Source organism: Paenibacillus sp. NAIST15-1 (assembly GCF_001894745.1).
In the GTDB taxonomy this organism is placed as follows: domain Bacteria; phylum Bacillota; class Bacilli; order Paenibacillales; family Paenibacillaceae; genus Paenibacillus_B; species Paenibacillus_B suaedae.
Genome location: NZ_BBYF01000013.1, coordinates 82,435 through 102,626 on the forward strand (window position 1 = coordinate 82,435; position 20,192 = coordinate 102,626).

A 20,192-nucleotide genomic window follows, 5' to 3' on the forward strand; every position below is an offset into this window, starting at 1 on the left:
AACCTTGATAGCCACGATCATGACGAGCAATTATAACTTCATATAGCCATGGATCTTATCTCTTCTGCGGATATGATTGTGAACTCTTTTGGAACAGAATCCACTGATGATGTTTCCGGACGCTTACGAATATTTTTCGAATAGGGGAGAGTCAACGTGAACGCGAATCCTAACGAATGGTATCCTTTGACGCAAGCGCAGCGCAGAATCTGGTACACAGAAATGATGCATCCTAATACGTCAGTTACTACCGTTGCTGGAACAATGTACATACGAGGCAAGGTAGACGTTGAGATTTTGAAAATGGCGATATATCAAGTGATCATGCAGCATGATGCCTTCCGAATACGAATCGCAATGACAGACAATCAGCCGAAGCAGCAATTTGCTCCCGTAGAGCAAATCGTCCCTCACGTTGATTACTTAGAGTGGGATAATCAGAATGAAGCTGAGAGCTGGTTACAGCGATTTAATCATATTCCTATCCATATGTTCGACCCAGCGTTATATCACTTTGTCGTATTTAACGTCAATGATGAGGAAGCATGGTTCAATTTGAAAATGAATCATATTGTAACGGATGGAGTCTCTTCTCATCTTATCGTTTATAAAATCATGAAGAATTATACAGCAATATTGAGTGGCAACGCGGACTCGGACGAACAAGAGAGCACTTACCTGGATTACATATTCGCGGAACGAGAGTATGAACAATCTGATCGATACGCGAAAGATAAGGCATATTGGCTGGATAAGTTCAGCACAATGCCAGAAGTGATAGGTATCAAATCTTACCCTCCTCATTCAATCGGCACTGAGGCCAGTCGGACAAGCACCACGGTTAGCGGAGAAATGTACGAGAAGCTTTACCAATTTAGCCAGCAGCACAATATCAGTCTCTTTACTCTATTTCTAGGTTCTTTATACGCATTTCTATATAAGACGACAGGGAACAACGATATTGCTGTCGGTGCCGCTTATGCGAATCGAACTTCCAGGCAAGACAAGGATGCTCTGGGCATGTTCGTAAGCACGGTAGCCGCTCGTTTGACGATTACCCCAGACCAAGATGTACTAACCTTCCTACATAACGTTGCCAAAGAGCAAAAAGCAATTTTGCGACATCAGAAGTATCCTTACAACCAGCTTATTCTTGATTTAAGAGAGCAAAATAATAGTGTTGAGATTCAGGATTTGTACCGTATTTCCATCGACTATATGCCGATACGCTGGTTCAGTCACGGAGAACTAGCCGCCCGCCAACGCAGCAGCTTTTGCGGTCATGAGGTAGACGATTTTGCAGTTCACGTAGAAGATATGATGGATGATAATCAGATCATTTTCAATATCGATTATCGCAAACAGTTGTTCGAAGAGCATGAAGTCATTCGTATCATCGATCAAATGATGACCATCGTTGATCAGATGTTGAGTAATCCGAGCCAGAGCTTGCAGCAGTTGTCCATGATCAGTGATAAGGAAGCTCAGATCATCCTGACACGCTTCAGCAACGGGAATTGGTCAACGCCGCAGCCAGTTGGACGAACGATTCACCAGTTGTTTGAGGAACAGGTCGAACGCACGCCTGATCAGGTTGCTGTCGTGTTCGGAGATCGGCACCTAACCTACAAGGAACTGAACGAACAAGCCAATTGCTTCGCTCGAACATTGCGAGCCCATGGTGTAGCAGCAGAGCAATTCGTAGGCATCATGGCAGACCGCTCGATTGAGATGGTCGTCGGTATACTTGCAATATTGAAGGCGGGTGGAGCCTACGTTCCGATAGATCCTGAATATCCAGAAGAGCGCATTTTATATATGCTGGAAGACTCTAATGCAAGAGTACTCGTATCGCAAAGTCATTTACAGACACGGCTCGGTTACACAGGAACATGGGTATTGCTTGATGATGAGAACGACTATGAAGCAAACCGCGATAACTTGGAGTCGGTCAACGAAGCACATCATTTGGCTTATGTCATCTATACATCCGGTACAACTGGAAAGCCGAAGGGCGTCATGATTGAGCATAAGCAGATTACAGCCTTGGGGGATGCATGGAAGCATGCCTATCAATTAGGCGAACCGGGAATTCGGACGCTGCAATGGGCAAGCTTCTCCTTCGACGTATTTACGGGAGACATGGTGCGAGCGCTGCTGTACGGAGGCGAGCTTATCATCTGCCCAAGCGAAGCGCGAGCTAATCCTGAAGCGATATGCGAGCTAATCGCAAGACATCGCATCCACATATTCGAATCAACCCCAGCCCTCGTTATTCCGTTGATGGATTATGTGCATGAACAAGGGAAGGATGTAAGCAGTCTGCGCCTGCTCGTTGTGGGCTCGGATCATTGCCCGGCTGCGGAATATCGCAAGCTGATGGAACGATTCGGCTCGCAAATGAGAATCCTGAACAGCTATGGCGTGACTGAGGCTTGCGTCGATGCGTGCTATTACGAGAGAAATGGTAGTGTGGATTTCATCACCATGCTTCCGATTGGTAAACCACTGCCTTCGGTATCCATGTACATTCTAGACGAGAACAAGGCGCTTCAGCCAATTGGAATTGTAGGAGAGCTCTACATAGGTGGAGCCGGTGTCGGCAGAGGTTATTTGAACCGTGATGACTTGACAGCAGAAAAATTCGTTGATGACCCCTACTCACAAGGAAAGATGTATCGGACAGGTGATTTGGCAAGATGGCTGCCGGACGGAAACATCGAATACCTTGGAAGGCTCGATCATCAAGTCAAAATTCGGGGTAACCGGATAGAAATAGGGGAAATTGAAACGCGCATGCTGCAAACATCACTCGTGCGGGAAGCCGTTATCGTAGCGCGCGAGGATGAAAATGGACTGAAAGCTCTGTGCGCCTATTATGTTGCCGACAGCGAGATATCCGTACAGCAATTGCGTTCAACCCTAGCAGAACAAGTACCGGATTATATGATTCCGTCTTATTTCATGAAGCTGGAACGATTGCCGCTTACGCCGAACGGCAAAATCGATCGGAATGGATTGCCTGCACCGTCTGGTCAGGACTATTCCGGCAAGATTTATGTGGAGCCTCGTAACCAAGCGGAACAAACGCTGGCTAGCATCTGGCAAATGGTGCTTGGAGTCAAGCGAGTGGGTATTTTGGATCATTTCTTCGAGCTAGGTGGAGATTCGATCAAGTCCATTCAAGTATCTTCTCGCATGCAGCAAGCTGGATATAAGCTGGATATCCGGGATCTGTTCAAGTATCCGACCATTGAACAAATAAGTCCACATCTGGTGGAGGTTCAGCGAAAAGCTGAGCAGGGAGAAGAGAGTGGTGAGGTTGGGCTCACTCCTATATTGCGCTGGTATTTTGATCGAGATGAAGTGAGTCTGCATCATTACAATCAATCCATAATGCTGCATCGCAAGGATGGATTCGATGAAGCGGCACTTCGCAATGCATTGCACAAGATAACGGAACATCATGATGCGCTGCGCATGGTATTCCGCCGCACGGAACAGGGAGAATACGCGGCCTGGAACCGGAGAATCGAAGAAGGCGAGCTTTACCGTCTTGATGTGTTGGATATCAAGGAACGTTCCGCTGGCGTAGAAAGCGAAGAATCTCTTCACAACATGCTCATAGCTGAAGCCGATGTGATTCAGGCGGGGTTCGATATAGAGGCAGGGCCACTTGTAGGCGCAGGATTGTTCCGCTGCCCAGATGGAGATCACCTGCTTATCGTCATTCATCATGCTGTTATTGATGCCGTATCTTGGCGCATTTTGCTCGAGGATCTTGCCGCCGGATACGAACAGGCACTTCAAGGCAGCGAGATTCGTCTCCCTGACAAGACCGACTCCTTCCGGTTATGGTCAAGACAGCTTTCAGCATATGCGCAGCAGTCTAACATGAACGAGGAGCTGAAATATTGGCACCAAGTCGCACAGACGACGATTACTCCACTGCCGACGGATTACGCGGGAATTGCTCTTCAACGAGATAGCGAATCGGTCACGGTTGAATGGAGTGCTATTGAGACCGAACTGCTGTTGAAGCAGGCGCATCGGGCCTATAACACGCAGATGGACGATCTTCTCTTAACGGCACTCGGCATTGCATTCCGGAGATGGTGTGGGCATGGGCGCATCCGAATTAATTTGGAAGGACATGGTCGGGAGTCGATCCTGCCAGATCTTGATATCACACGCACGGTAGGCTGGTTCACGAGTGAGTATCCGCAGCTTCTCGAGGTGGGCTCTGAGGAAGAACTGCCGCGAATCATCAAGTCGGTCAAAGAAGATTTGCGAAGCATTCCGAATAAAGGGATCGGTTACGGCATTTGTCGATATTTATCAGACGCGGGTATGCAGGATGATTGGGGAACAGCACCTGAGGTTAGCTTCAACTACTTGGGGCAGTTCGACCAAGATTTCCAGAACAGCGGGTTTTCTCCATCGCCGTATTCTACAGGCAGCAATATTGGGGGAGATCAGCTAAGACCTTATCTGCTGGACATGAATGGCATGGTCTCGGACGGCAAATTGCAGCTCGACATCAGCTATGGACGGACACAATATCGTGTCGAGACGATTGAGCGATTGGCAAGCTTGATTCGGGACAGCTTACTTGAAATCATCGATCATTGTGTGGCCAAGGAGCGAACAGAGCTCACGCCAAGTGACGTGTCATTGCAGCGCATTAGCATTCAAGAGCTGGAGCAGATCGTTGAACGGACAAGCGGTATCGGTGAAGTAGAGGATATCTATGCATTAACGCCGATGCAGAAGGGAATGTGGTTCCATACAGCAATGGACAGCCAGGCGGGGGCCTATTTCGAGCTTACACGCTTAACGCTTGAGGGAACGCTGAACATCGAAGCCTTCGCCGCAAGCTGGAATGAACTGGCGGCTCGGCATGCTGTATTCCGTACCAACTTCCTCGTCGATTCGAACGGCGAGCCGTTGCAAGTTGTATTTCGGAGCAAGCGCATCAGCGTAAAGTACGAAGATTGGCGTTCTCTGAATCCAAATGAGCAGGCTGTGGCGATTGGGAACGAAGCGGCCAAGGAACGCGCACAAGGCTTTGTCCTTGAGAATGGGGATGTCATGCGCGTGTCCGTACTCCAGACGGCAGACGAGGTGTATGAAGTTCTGTGGATCTCCCATCACATCGTCATGGATGGTTGGTGCCTCCCGCTCGTCGCTGCTGAAGTATTCAGTACGTACTCCGCACTGGTGGAAGGCAACAAGCCGATTCTTGCTTCGGTACCTTCCTATAATCAATACATTCAATGGCTGGAGCGGCAGGATGAATCCGCAGCCGCGGCCTATTGGAACAATTATTTGTCTGGATTTGAAGAGACGACAGAACTTCCGCATAGCAAGGGGCGCAGACATTCTGGTCAATATGAAGCAGGTCAGGTTCAGATCGATCTAGGCACAAGCCTGAGCCTCGCTCTCAATCAAGCTGCAACGCAGCATCAAGTGACATTGAATACATTGCTGCAGGCATCATGGGGAATTTTGCTCCAGAAATACAACAGAACTTCAGATATTGTATTCGGCAGCGTTGTATCCGGCAGACCAGCAGAACTAGTCGGAATCGAAGAGATGATTGGTTTGTTCATTAACACGATTCCCGTGCGTGTGAGCAGTCAGGCGCACGAAAGATTTGCAGAAGTAATGACGCGTATGCAAGAAGATGCATTGTCATCTGCCAAGCACGACTACTATCCGTTGTATGAAATCCAAGCACAGTGCACCCTGAAGCAGGATCTCATTACTCACATCATGGTGCTTGAAAACTATCCGATGGAGCAGCAGCTCGATCAATTTAACAGTTCAGACGGCAGTGGACTGAAGCTGACAGACGTTACCGTAACAGAACAGACGAATTATGATCTGAACCTCATCATCATACCTGGCGACAATATCGTCATTCGCTTCGATTTTAATAAACAAGCACTCGAAGAAGCGGATATGAATGTGTTGAAGCAGCATCTGTTGCATGTACTGGAACAAGTTGCATCGAATCCGCGGATATCCATAGGAGAGCTGCAGCTGGCGACGGATGAAGAGCGTGCCGTAATGATGAGCGAATTTAATGATACGTTCGTGGCTTATCCGCGCGAGAAGTCGATCCATCGATTGTTCGAGGAGCGAGCTGAACATGAGCCAGACGCGCTAGCTGTCGTGTCTGGAAATGAACAGATGACCTACGGAGCGTTGAATGCCGCAGCCAATCGAATGGCTCGGAGACTCCGGCATGCCGGGGTAACGAGCGGTGAACTGGTTGGCATTTGCGCGGATCGATCGCTGGATATGGTCGTTGGCTTACTGGCAATTATGAAGTCCGGCGGGGCTTATGTACCGATCGACCCGGCTTACCCTCAAGAGCGGATTAGTGCAATGCTCGAAGATACATCCATTACGACGATGGTTACACAGAAGCATCTGTGCAGCTTATGGCCTGAACATCTTAACGTGATCGTGCTGGATGTTAACGAGACAGACGTAAGCAACTTAATGGAAGATATAGAAAGTACAAACCTGTCTATTGATGGGGCTGGAGACGATTTGGCATACATCATCTATACGTCAGGGTCTACGGGAACACCGAAAGGGGTTTGCGTAACGCACCGCGGGGTGGTCAGGCTCGTATGCGGCGCGACGTATGTCGAGATCGACAGCTCGGATGTCTTCTTGCAAGGTTCCACAATCTCGTTCGATGCAGCAACCTTTGAAATATGGGGAAGTCTGCTGAATGGGGCTGCGCTGGCCATCTTGCCTCCTGGCAATGTGTCGCTTACAGATTGGAGCGAAGCGATTCAGCGTCATCGGGTGACGACGTTGTGGATGACAGCTGGTTTGTTCCAGGTCATGGTTGAACAGCAAATCGAGGGCTTCTACGGAGTCAAACAGCTGCTGGTGGGTGGAGATGTTGTATCTCCTACGCACGTGCGCAAAGTGATGGAGAAGCATAACGGTATAAGGGTGATTAATGGCTACGGGCCGACGGAAAATACAACCTTCACCTGCTGCCATACCATTACGGCTGCTGATTTGGATCGAGGCTCGATTCCGATTGGCCGACCGATTGGCAATACGCGAGTGTATGTGCTGGATGAAGCTGGGGACGTTCTTCCCGTTGGCGTATGCGGCGAACTGTATGCGGGCGGAGATGGCTTGGCACGAGGATACTTGAATCGTCCGGAATTGACGGCAGAGAAATTCGTGAATGATCCATTTATCCCAGGCGAACGCTTGTATCGGACAGGCGATTTGGCGAGATGGCTGCCAGATGGTTCGATCGAATTTATCGGGCGCTGCGACGAACAAGTGAAGATTCGCGGTTACCGGATTGAACCAGGTGAGGTATTAGCCTATCTTCTGCGGGTCGATGAAGTAGGAGAGGCGGCTGTAATCGCGCGGGAGGATTCGAGTGGACAGAAGGAGCTATGCGCCTATTTCACAGCGGAAGTTGAGCTATCGGCTAGTGGACTAAGGGAGACACTGGCTCGTGAACTGCCAGCTTACATGATCCCGTCGCATTTTATTCAGATTGAAGAACTTCCTTTGACACCTAACGGCAAGGTGGATCGCAGAGCCCTGCCTCAACCAGGGGAAGGAATGCGTTTGAATATGCAAATCCAGCCGCGCACGGAACTGGAAGCTAAGCTCGCACTCATCTGGAAGGATGTGCTTGGTCTCGAGAACGTAGGCGTTACAGATTCATTCTTTGAACTGGGCGGCCATTCCTTGCGCGCGACGACCCTCGTCAGCAAGGTGCATCGGGAGTTGAGTGTTGTGCTGCCACTGCAGGATGTATTCCGCTACCCGACGATTGAACAAATGTCTCTCGCCATACAGGGGATGCAGAAGGAAAGCTTTGCATCCATACCTCGGGTGGAAGACCGAGAGTGGTACCCGGTATCTTCCGCGCAGAAGCGGCTGTTCGTTCTTCATCAGATGGAGGGCGCAGAACTGTCCTACAATATGCCGGGCGTCATGGCGATTGAAGGCAAGCTCCATCGCGATCGCTTGGAGGCGGCATTCCGCAGCTTGATAGCAAGACATGAAGTGCTGCGTACCGGGTTCGAAATGCACAACGGGGAACCCATGCAGCGAATTTACAGCGATGTAGAATTTACTGTCGAGCATTGGACAGTTGGAGCTTCCTCGGAAGCGGAGTCAGTCATTCGCTCGTTCGTACGGGCGTTCCAATTGAATAAGCCACCGCTGCTTCGGGTCGGACTGATCGAAGTGGATGCGGATCGGCACCTGTTGCTGTTCGATATGCATCATATCATTTCGGACGGGGCATCCATGGGCATTTTGCTGGATGAATTCGTTGCACTGTATAGCGGCGAGGAATTGCCTGAATTGCGTCTTCAGTACAAGGATTATGCTTCGTGGCAGCATTCGGAAGCATACTTGTCCAAGATGGAAGAACAGAAGGCGTATTGGCTGGAGTCATTGCGAGGCGAGCTTCCGGTTCTGCAGCTTCCAGTGGATTACACTCGGCCTGCATTCCGCAGCTTTGCAGGAAGCACACTGGAATTCATTGTTCCTGCCGACAAGGCGGATCAGCTTAAGCAGCTTGGAGCGGGTTCGGATGCCACGATGTACATGGTGCTGCTGGCGTTGTATACGGCCTTGCTTCACAAGTATACCGGACAAGAAGACGTCATCGTGGGGATGCCGATAGCCGGTAGAACGCATGCAGACATCGAGCCGCTTATCGGTATGTTCGTCAACACACTTCCACTCCGCCATTATCCGGCTGGAGAGAAGACGTTCCGCTCCTTCCTAGGGGAGGTTCGGCAATCCACATTACAAGCATATGAACACCAGGAATATCCGTTCGAGGAGCTTGTTGATCATATTCAACCGACAAGAGATGTAAGCCGTAATCCAATATTCGATACTGTGCTCGTCCTGCAAAATACAGAAAAAGGCGCATGGTCCATCGATGGACTTGCCGTGACGCCGAATCCGATTGAGCATGCCGTTGCTAAGTTCGACCTTACACTTCATGTCGAAGAAGATGTCGATGGCCTGGCGTGCAGCATTGAATATGCAACCGCCTTGTACAATCGAGAAACGATTGAACGGCTGGCATGCCATTTCAATCAATTGCTGGAAGCAGTCATAAGCAATCCCGATGCTCGGTTGGAGCAGCTTGGCATCATAACGGAGACAGAGAAGCAGCAATTGTTGGAACAGTTCAACGATACGTCAGCGGATTATCCGCGTGATAAGACGATTCACCGACTGTTCGAGGAACAGGTCGAAAGAACGCCTGATGCGATTGCTGTAACGGGAACAGACGGACTCTTGACTTACCAGGAGCTGAATGAACGGGCTAACAGCTTGGCGTGGGTACTGCGTGCAGAAGGCATCGGGGCAGACAAGCTGGTAGGCATCATGGCCGAGCGTACGACTGATATGCTTGTGGGGCTAATCGCCATACTCAAGGCGGGAGGAGCTTACGTACCAATCGATCCCGAATATCCAGACGAGCGCATCAGTTATATGCTGAGCGATTCCGGGGCAGATATTTTGCTATTGCCTCGACATCTGCGGGATCAAGTCGCCTATGAGGGCACCGTGTTGTTCCTTGATGACGAGCAGACATACAGCGGGGACAAGTCCAACCCGCCATCAGTCAACAAACCTTCCGATCTGGCTTATGTCATCTATACATCGGGAACGACTGGCAAGCCGAAGGGTACATTGATTGAACATAAGAACGTCGTGCGGCTGTTGTTCAACAGCAGAAATCTGTTCGACTTCCGTTCAACCGATACATGGACGCTGTTCCACTCCTTCTGCTTCGACTTCTCGGTATGGGAAATGTACGGCGCTTTACTATACGGAGGGAAATTGGTGGTTGTACCGCAGCTGACAGCCAAAAACCCTGCGATGTTCCTGCAGCTGCTGGCTGAAGAGCGGGTAACGATTTTGAATCAGACTCCGACCTATTTCTATCAATTAATAAGGGAAGCACTTACGGATGGAAGCCCAGAATTGAACATTCGAATGGTGATCTTCGGCGGAGAAGCGCTGAGTCCGCAGCTGCTTAAGGACTGGAGAGCGAAATATCCGCGCACGCAATTGATCAATATGTATGGGATTACCGAGACTACGGTTCATGTCACGTACAAAGAGATCACGGAAACCGAGATTGAGCAGGCAAGAAGCAATATCGGATTCCCAATTCCGACCTTGCGCATTTATATTCTGGATGCGAATCGACAATGCGTGCCAATAGGCGTGGCTGGGGAAATGTTCGTCGCAGGAGAAGGGCTTGCACGCGGATATTTGAATCGCCCTGAGTTGACCGCGGACAGATTCTGTGACAATCCATTCGAACCGGGCAGCAAGATGTACAAGACAGGCGACTTGGCGAAGTGGTTGCCAGACGGCAACATTGAATACCTAGGCCGGATTGATCATCAAGTAAAAATTCGCGGGTATCGGATCGAGCTAGGCGAGGTAGAAGCCCAAGTAACGAAGGTAGAATCGGTTCGTGAAGCCGTTGTTGTTGCACGAGAGGAGAATGGCGAAAAGCTGCTGTGTGCTTATTTCGTGGCGGATCGGCAACTGACCGTAGGGGAAATGAGAGCCGAATTGGCGCAGGAGCTGCCAGCTTACATGATTCCATCCTACTTCGTGCAGATGGAGCGGATGCCGCTTACCTCCAACGGGAAGGTTGACCGCAAGGCGCTGCCTGCACCGGAAGGCAGCATCAACACGGGCAAGGAATACGTAGCGCCGCGTACACCAATGGAAGCTAGCTTAGCCCGCATGTGGGAGGAACTGCTTGGAATTGAGCAGGTCGGCGTGACAGACAATTTCTTCGAGCTAGGCGGACATTCCTTAAGAGCAACTGCGCTGGTTAACAGGGTGCACCAAGAGATGAATATCCAGTTGCCGCTGCGCGATGTGTTCCGCTTCTCTACGATAGAAGAACTGGCAGCTGCCATGTCCGAGATGGCGGAGGAATCCTATTCTTCGATACCAGTTGCTGAGGTTCAGGATCATTATCCGGTATCTTCCGCTCAGAAGCGGCTGTACATCCTTCACCAGCTTGAAGGGGCAGAGCAGGGCTATAACATGCCTGGTATCATGCTGCTCGAAGGCGAGTTGGATCGAAGCAGGTTCGAGGCTGCATTCCGCAAATTGATTGCGCGTCACGATATTTTGCGTACCGGCTTCGAGCTTGTGCAGGGAGAGGCTGTACAGCGAATACACGATACTGTGGATTTCGCGATTGAATATCGGAAAGTCGAAAAACAAGAGGTTCAGCAGCAAGTAAAACAGTTCATCCGCACATTCGAGCTTGATAAGCCGCCGCTGCTTCGTGTCGGGTTGATCGAGATTGCGGAGACGAAGGAACAGCATGTGCTTCTGTTCGATATGCATCATATTATTTCCGACGGCGTATCGATCGGTATCGTGCTGCAGGAAATCATGCGGCACTATCACGGGGGACAGGTATCGCCGCTTCATATTCAATACAAGGATTATGCGGCATGGCAGCAATCAGAAGCCCAGAAAGAACAGTTGAGGCATCAGCAAGCATATTGGCTTGACCAATTCCAAGGTGAATTGCCGATATTGGAGCTGCCAACAGACTATGCTCGTCCGGCCATGCAGCAATACGGCGGTCTCACGCTGCCATTTAGGATCGATAAGGACGTGGCAGATGGTTTGAACCGAATTGCCGCTGACACCGGAACGACATTGTACATGGTTCTCCTAGCTGCTTATACCGTCATGCTGCACAAGTATACGGGCCAAGAAGACATCGTGGTCGGAACACCGATTGCCGGCAGAACACATGAAGAACTTCAACCGTTAATTGGCATGTTCGTCAATACGCTTGCCATTCGTGCTTATCCGGAAGGTGCTAAGGCATTCCGTTCATATCTGGATGAGATTAGAAGCACAATGCTGGGGGCTTACGAGCATCAACAGTATCCGTTTGAGGAATTGGTGGAAGGTCTGCAGTTGACTAGGGACTTAAGCCGCAATCCGCTGTTTGACACCATGTTCGCCCTAGACAATACGGACATGATGGCTGATTCCCTGGGCGAGCTTCAAATGAAGCCATATCCGCTGGAATACACAATATCGAAGTTCGATGTGAGCTTGGATGTGAAGGCAGATGAGGCGGGGCTGGATTGCAGCTTCGAGTATGCGACTTCCTTGTTCAAATCAGAGACGATCCACCGCATGGCAGAGCATTTCAACCAATTGTTGAAGAACATCGTCAATCACCCGGATGCGCAACTGGGCGAACTAGGGATGCTTACCATGCACGAGAGCGACGAGATCTTGCAGGTGTTCAATCCAACTCGCTCATTGAAAGCTCCTGACGGAACGATTCATCGATTGTTCGAAGAACAGGCAGAACGGACACCGGAGCAACCTGCAGTCGTATTCGGGAATAAGCGCATGACTTACCGCGAGTTGAACGAACGGGCGAATAAGCTTGCGAGAACATTGCGGGCAGAAGGTGTGGAGCCAGATGACTTAATTGGCGTTATGGCCGATCGCTCGATTGATATGGTCGTGGCAGTTATGGCCGTCTTGAAGTCAGGCGGAGCTTATGTCCCGATTGATCCGGAATATCCGGAGGATCGCATTCGCTACATGCTGGAAGATGCGAAGGCAAGTATACTTCTGACGCAGTGTCATTTACAAGATAAAGTGACCTTCGAGGGAACGTGGGTGCTGCTGGAAGACGAAGCTTCCTATCATGAGGACGATACGAACCTGGAGCCGAACTGCGAGCCAGACCATCTCTGTTATGTCATCTATACATCGGGTACAACCGGCAATCCGAAGGGAGTTATGATCGAGCATCGTCAGCTTGCTGCGATGGCAGAGGCTTGGAAGGCCGAGTATGAATTGCATGAGCTGGGCATTCGCTGGCTGCAATGGGCGAGCTTCTCGTTCGACGTATTCTCAGGTGATCTCGCTCGCACACTGCTGCATGGAGGAGAGCTTGTACTCTGCCCGAGCGATACAAGAGCGAACCCAGGTGCATTAGCAGAGCTTCTTCGCAGCAGCGGCATTCAGATGTTCGAATCGACACCTGCTCTCGTCATTCCGCTTATGGAGCATGTGTATGAGCATGGCCTGGACATCGACAGCCTGAGATTATTAATTATTGGCTCCGATCTGTGTCCTGCAGATGAATTCCGCAAGCTGCGCGATCGCTTCAGTTCACACATGCGCATTATTAACAGCTATGGCGTCACGGAAGCTTGCGTTGATTCGAGCTACTATGAGCCGATTTCATCAGATTCAGTACGCTCTGTGCCAATCGGTAAGCCGCTTCCTTACGTATCGATGTACATTCTCGGTGAGAACTTGTCGCTTCAGCCTGTTGGTCTGGCTGGAGAGCTGTATATCGCAGGCGCCGGAGTCGGACGCGGATACTGGAATAGGCCAGAAATGACAGCAGACAAATTCGTGCGCGATCCGTTCGCTGACGGTCAACGCATGTATCGTACAGGGGATTTGGCGAAATGGCTGCCGGACGGCAACATTGAATTAATCGGGCGCACCGATCATCAGGTGAAAATTCGCGGCTACCGCATCGAAATCGGAGAGGTCGAATCGAAGCTGCAGCAAACGCCGCATATCCGCGAAGCAGCCGTCGTCGCGCAGGAAGATGGGGGAGGGCGGAAGGTACTGTGTGCTTATTACACATCCGATCGTGAGCTGACGGCAGGTGAATGGAGATCTGCATTGGCGAAGGAATTGCCGGCCTACATGATACCGTCGCACTTTATGAGGCTTGAGCGGATGCCGCTTACGCCTAACGGCAAGCTGGATCGCAAGGGACTTCCAGCACCGGAAGGCGCGGCGTATACGGGGACGGAATATGAAGCTCCACGCACGGATGCAGAGATTGCGCTGGCTGCCGCATGGCAGAGTGTCTTGCATGTGGAGCGGGTTGGAACGAATGATCATTTCTTCGAACTGGGTGGAGATTCGATCAAATCGATTCAAGTGTCATCGCGTCTGCATCAGGCTGGATACAAGTTGGAAATACGCGACCTGTTCAAATACCCGACGATAGCGCAATTGAGTCTGCAGCTTCAGCCGATCGGCAGGATAGCCGATCAAGGCGAGGTGTCTGGCGAGGCTGAGCTGACGCCAATCCAACGCTGGTATTTCGGACTGGATCTAGATGACATGCATCATTATAACCAGTCGTTCATGCTGTATCGGCAGGACGGATTTAATGAGGAGGCTCTGCGCAAGACTTTACGAACCATCGTGGAGCATCATGATGCGCTGCGAATGGTATTCCGTAAATCAGACGCTGGGGTTACGGCTTGGAATCGGGCAATTGAAGAGGGGGAGCTGTTCGACTTCCTTGCCTTCGATATCGCAAACAGTGGAAATGCTGAACAGGTTATCGAAGCGAAAGCGAACGACATACAGGCTAGCATCGATTTGCAAGGCGGGCCGCTTGTGAAGGCTGGATTGTTCCGCTGCGAGCAAGGCCATCATCTGCTCATCGTGATCCACCATGCTGTCATGGATGGAGTATCATGGCGCATCCTGCTGGAGGATATCGCGACAGGCTATGAGCAAGCGTGCAAGGGTGACGACATCCGCTTGCCTTCGAAGACCGATTCTTATGCTACGTGGTCACGGAGTTTGGTCGAATATGCTGCACACACGGATTTGGGTCATGAGCGCAGCTATTGGAGACACGTCTTGAACGCTGGAGCGAATCCGCTGCCGAAGGACTTTGACACAGAATCAAGTCTGCAGCAGGACAGTAATTCCGTCACCGTAGCTTGGAATCAACAGGATACGGAGCATTTACTGAAGCGGGTGCACCGAGCCTATAACACCGATATGAATGAGATCTTGCTGGCCGCTCTCGCGATAGCCATACAGAAATGGAGTGGGCACAATCAAATTCTCGTCAACCTAGAGGGTCATGGACGTGAGCCAATCGTAGGCGAATTAGATATTTCACGGACAGTCGGCTGGTTCACAAGCGAATATCCGGTTCTGCTGCAAGCGGAGCGAGATCGAGGTTTGGCGTACCACATCAAGAGAGCGAAGGAAGAATTGCGGCAGATTCCGAACAAGGGAATCGGTTACGGCATATGCCGCTACTTGTCTGAGCCGCAAGATAACTTGGAATGGGGAGCTGCCCCAGAGATTAGCTTCAACTACTTGGGACAATTCGATCAAGACTCGATGGGAAGCGGTATGATGTTGTCTCCATATTCGAAAGGTTCCGATGGAAGCGCCTTGCATACACGTCAATATGTCCTCGACATCAATGGCGCCATAACTGACGGCATATTGACCTTGGATATGAGCTACAGCGAGAAAGAGTACCGCAAGGAGACGATGGAACTGCTGGCAGGCCATTTCCACGAGAGTCTGCTTGAGATCATCGACCACTGTGTCTCACGTGAGAAGACAGAATTGACACCGAGTGATCTCCTGCTGCAAGGACTGAGTATCGAACAGCTGGAGCAGATTGTTGTAGAGACGAAAGAGCTTGGCATCATCGAAAATATGTACATGCTGACCCCGATGCAGAAGGGGATGTGGTTCCATAACGCTCTCGATGGTCAAGAAGGCGCATCGGGTGCTTATTTCGAACAAACCCGATTTACGCTGCGAGGTGAGCTTGATCCTGCCCTGTTTGCCCAGAGCCTGCACGAGCTGGCTGCCCGGCATTCCGTGCTGCGGACGAACTTCTGCAGCTTGGACGGGGAACCGGTACAGGTGGTGTTCAGGGAAGGACGAATTACATTCACGTACGAGGATCTGAGCCAATTGCCAGCTGATGAGCAAGCAGTTGTGATGGAACGTGTTGTCGCGAGCGACAAGCTGCAAGGGTTCGATCTGGAACGCGATCCGCTTGTTCGCGTCACATTGATGCGTACGGAGGCATCTAGCTGCCATGTACTGTGGAGTTCTCATCATATTCTGATGGATGGCTGGTGCTTGCCGCAGTTGACGGACGAGTTGTTCCGCATATACTCAGCTGTCACGAATCATGCAGCCGGAACTACTGAAGCTACTGGAACGGTCGGAATTCCCGGATCTGCCGAATCCATGCGGAACAAAGAGGCCAACCTGCCTGACTATAGCCGATATATCGAATGGCTGGCAGAGCAGGACATGAGTGCGGCGGCAGAATATTGGAACGGGTACTTGGCGGGCTACGAGCAGCAGACTCGATTGCCAAATGGGAAGATCACAGGCAAGGATAAGCCATATGTGCTGGAACAAGCGTCCCGCAAGCTCGGAATTGATCTTACTTCCCGTATGATTCGGATTGCCAAGCAGCATCAAGTTACGTTAAATACGCTGCTGCAAGCCGCTTGGGGGATCGTGCTTCAGAAGTATAACGGGACGCAAGATGTGGTGTTCGGCGGAGTCGTATCGGGTCGACCTGCTGATGTTCCGGGTGTCGAATCGATGATTGGACTATTCATTAACACGATTCCGGTTCGTGTAAGCTGCGAAGCCGGCGCAAGCTTCTCAGACGTGATGGAGCAGCTGCAAAATGCGGCACTCGAATCTGGGCGATATGATTATTATCCGCTCTATGAGATTCAATCGAGAACGTCACAGAAGTCGGAACTAATCAGCCACATCATGGTGTTTGAGAACTATCCATTGGACGAACGAATGGAGCAAACCGGAGACGGTAACGACGGAGCTCTCGCTTTAACCGATGTTCAAGCAGCTGAACAGACCAATTATGATTTCAATCTAATGGTCGTGCCGGGTGATGAACTTATCATTCGCTTTGATTTCAACTCGGAAGTGTATGATCGCGGTCATATGGAACGGCTGCATCATCATCTGATGCATGTACTGGAGCAAGTAACAGGCAATCCTGCAATCTCCATTGCTGAAGTGCAGCTCGCTACCGAAGCGGAGAAGGCAGAAGTCCAATCTGCATTCAATGACACAGCTGTCGACTACCCTCGCGAACAGACGATTCATCGGATGTTCGAAGAGCAGGTGCAGTGGACGCCGGATGCTGCAGCAGTGCTGTATGGGGATGACGTCATAACCTACCGAGAGCTGAACGAACGTGCGAACCGGCTGGCAAGGACGCTGCGTGCGGCAGGGGTTGAACCCGATCAGATTGTCGGTATTATGGCAGAGCGTTCTCTGGAGCTAATGGTTGGCATTATGGGGATTCTGAAGGCAGGAGGCGCCTATGTGCCTATCGCACCGGATTATCCAGAGGATCGCATTCGATATATGCTGGACGATTCCAAGGCTCAGGTGCTGCTTGTTCAAGGAAGCGCGGGAGAAGCGGTTGACTTCGCGGGCCGCATCATCAATCTGGATGATGCAGAAGCATACGATGAGGACGGTTCGAATCCTGAGCCAGTCAACAAGCCGACCGATATCGCCTACATCATCTATACGTCGGGAACGACCGGACGTCCAAAAGGGGTTATGGTCGAGCATACTTCGGTCATCAACCGCTTGCTGTGGATGCAGAAGCGCTATCCGATAGGATCGGAAGATACGATTATGCAGAAGACGGCGATCACGTTTGACGTATCGGTCTGGGAGCTGTTCTGGTGGGCATTTGTCGGCTCGAAGGTGCTTATGCTTTCAGTCGGTGGGGAGAAGAACCCACATGCGATTGTGGATGCGATTGAGCGTCACCGAATAACGACGATGCACTTCGTTCCATCCATGCTGCACGCGTTCCTTGAGCATGTGGAGCAAATGACAGATGCAGAGCGTGAGCGCGGTCTCGCACCGCTGCGGCAGGTGTTCACGAGTGGCGAGGCACTGCTTGCCTCACAGGTCGAGCGGTTCCACCGTTATATTGCACCTGCAAGCGGAGCGCAGCTTATTAATCTATACGGGCCGACTGAGGCGACGGTGGACGTAACGTACTTCGACTGCGAGCCAGGCCAGACTTATGTAAGTGTGCCGATTGGCAAGCCAATTGACAATACGAGCATTTATATCGTGAATGAGCATAATCAAGTGCAGCCGATCGGCGTTGCTGGTGAACTGTGCATCGCGGGAGTAGGGTTGGCGCGCGGTTACTGGAACCGTCCAGATCTGACAGCAGAGAAATTCGTTACAATTCCTTCCGTCGGCGAACGGATGTATCGAACCGGAGACTTGGCACGGTGGCTGCCTGACGGCAATATCGAATACTTGGGCCGAATCGACCATCAAGTGAAAATCCGCGGATATCGGATTGAATTGGGCGAGCTGGAAACTGCTCTGCTGAATGTCCAAGAAATTCGGGAGACGGTTGTAGTTGCGCGAGAAGAGGAAGACGGACAGAAATCACTCTGCGCCTATTATGTCGCAGATGGCGATCCAACGGTAGGTAACCTTAGAGCGGCGCTTGCTGCTGAACTGCCAAGCTACATGATTCCATCGTACTTCATTCAGCTGGAGCAGATGCCGCTGGCGCCGAACGGCAAGCTTGATCGTAAAGCGCTCCCTGCTCCGAAGAACGTGATTCGGACGGGAACTGATCACGCCGCACCACGAACAGCATTGGAAGTGAAGCTCGTTCGCATATGGCAGGAAGTACTCGGTCTCGATCAAATCGGAGTGAAGGACGACTTCTTCGAATTGGGAGGGCACTCCTTGCGCGCAACTGCGTTGGCAAGCAAGGTAAGCAAGGAAATGCACGTTGCTCTTCCGCTGCGGGATATTTTCCACTATTCGACGCTGGAAGCGATGGCGCAGGCGATCGGCGAATTGGAGAAGCAGGAGCACCGAGCGATTCCTATCGCGTCAATGGCCGAGCATTATCCATTGGCTTCAGCCCAGAAGCGGTTATACATTCTGCACCAGGCTGAAGGAGCGCAGCAGAGCTACAACATGCCGGGGGCGATGTCCGTCAGTGGACACATCGATCGAAATCGACTGGAAGCGGCGCTTCTGCAATTGATTACACGCCATGACACACTGCGCACAAGCTTCGAAATGGTTGATGGTGAGCCTGTACAGCGCGTACACCAGCACGTTGATTTCGCGTTAGAGTATTCGACTGCGAGAGAGAAGGATATCGATCAGGTTGCCGAGCAGTTTGTCCGCGATTTTGATCTGGAGCAGCCTCCACTACTGAGAGTCGGACTTGTCCAACTTGAGCAAGAAGAACAACATCTATTGCTGTTCGATATGCATCACATCATTTCGGACGGGATCTCTATGGACATATTGGTTGATGAGCTTGCTCGCTTGTACAACGGGGAGGAACTTCCTCCACTTGAAATCCAGTACAAAGATTATGTGCTGTGGCAGCAAGCAGAAGCAAGCAGCGAGCAGATGAAGGAACATGAAGAATACTGGCTGCGGACATTGGGCAATGAACTTCCGTTACTGGAGCTGCCGACCGAATTTGCAAGAGGCGAACAGCGCAGCTATGAAGGAGATAAGCTGCACTTTGCGATTGATGGGCAGTTGAACGAGAAGCTGCAGCGCTTGGCATCCCAATCGGGAGCAACCCTATATATGGTGCTGCTGGCGGCTTATACGACCTTGCTTCATAAATATTCAGGACAAAATGACCTGGTTGTGGGTACCCCAATTGCGGGCAGAACCCATGTAGATGTAGAACCGCTAATTGGGATGTTCGTCAATTCGCTTGCGATTCGCAATTACCCAAATAATGACAAGACGTTCCGCAGTTATTTAGAGGAAGTGAAGGAATCGACGCTGAGCGCCTTCGAGCATCAGGATTATCCGTTCGATAAGCTGGTGGAGCAGTTAGAGGATGCTTGGGTTCCAGGCCGTAATCCGGTATTCGACACAATGTTCGTCCTGCAGAACGCAAAAGCGCGCACGATCAACCTGGGAGAATTGGCCTTCGAGCCTCTAATTCCATCACACACGGTTGCGAAATTCGATTTAACCTTGGAAATGGCTATCGAAGACGGCATGCTGAGCGGGCAGTTTGAATATTGCACAAAGCTGTTTTCCGCCAACATGATTGCGAATTTCGCAGAAGACTTCTTGGAAATTCTATCTCAAGCTTGCGAGCAGCCTGACATCCGCTTGGAGGATATTCAACTGAGCGGCAGTGCTTATCAAGAGGAAGAATTGGAAGAAGAAATTGACTTTGCATTCTAAATCGCTGCATTTGACACTGTTGTTCGGTTGTTAACGCGTCATTCATGACACTAGGATTGGATTTCGTTCATTCG

1 protein-coding gene is annotated in these 20,192 nt (G+C 50.9%); it reads left to right on the forward strand.

Translation table 11 applies throughout. From position 1 onward, the window contains the following. Window positions 1-156 precede the first annotated feature (156 nt). Entirely contained in the window at window positions 157-20,118 is a 19,962-nt protein-coding gene (locus PBN151_RS22670; protein WP_083545290.1) for a non-ribosomal peptide synthetase, read from the forward strand. Window positions 20,119-20,192: the final 74 nt, after the last annotated feature.